Here is a 672-nt window from a genome sequence, read left to right as displayed (position 1 = left end):
TACATATCGCACCTCGGATGTCTAAACTTTATTAGTTTATTTTAGATATTTTAATATGCAGTTTTCAATGAACAATCTTTGCAGATACTTATTATTACCAGTTATTACCAGTAACCATATCCGCAGTGGAGATAAAGGGATTCGAACCCTTGACCCCCTGCTTGCAAGGCAGGTGCTCTCCCAACTGAGCTATACCCCCGTCTAAAGACTTACATTTCTGTAATCTGTTAACGTTGTATTGTATTCGGTTTAAGTGGGGTTAAATGGACTCGAACCATCGACCTCACGCTTATCAGGCGTGCGCTCTAACCAGCTGAGCTATAACCCCGTCTGTAAAATCTGGCAGCCACCTACTTTCCCATACCGTCTCCAGCATAGTATCATCGGCCGCTTAAGGCTTAACCATCGTGTTCGGGATGTGTACGGGTGTTTCCCCTAAGCGCATCGCCACCAGAATATTCGCGATACTCAAGTAAGTGCACATATAAATGACGATATGCGTTGGAAGCTTGCTTTCATAAGCTTATCGGCGTTTATATGTATAAGCGACGCAGTCGCGACCGAGAAGCCCTGCTTCGAGGCTTACTTGATATCAGCTGTCTTTGACAGCTCAACAGAAAGACAATCTCTACTTCACATCCTTGCAGACGTGGCATTCTTTTCCTTAGAAAG

At 44.2% G+C, this 672-nt stretch carries 2 tRNA genes and 1 rRNA gene; all 3 read right to left on the bottom strand.

Features of this window, described 5'->3' with window-relative positions:
* Positions 1-126 precede the first annotated feature (126 nt).
* Positions 127-199: transfer RNA gene (locus WMO14_RS12875), tRNA-Ala, on the bottom strand.
* A 55-nt stretch (positions 200-254) separates the two neighbouring features.
* Positions 255-328 (bottom strand) — tRNA-Ile (locus WMO14_RS12870).
* Between the two features lie 9 nt (positions 329-337).
* Positions 338-455 (bottom strand): 5S ribosomal RNA (gene rrf / locus WMO14_RS12865).
* Positions 456-672: the final 217 nt, after the last annotated feature.

Origin of the sequence: Lachnospira rogosae (ex Hitch et al. 2025), from assembly GCF_040096455.1 — a bacterium.
Classification (GTDB): Bacteria; Bacillota; Clostridia; order Lachnospirales; family Lachnospiraceae; genus Lachnospira; species Lachnospira rogosae.
This window is presented reverse-complemented; position numbering and strand designations above follow the sequence as displayed.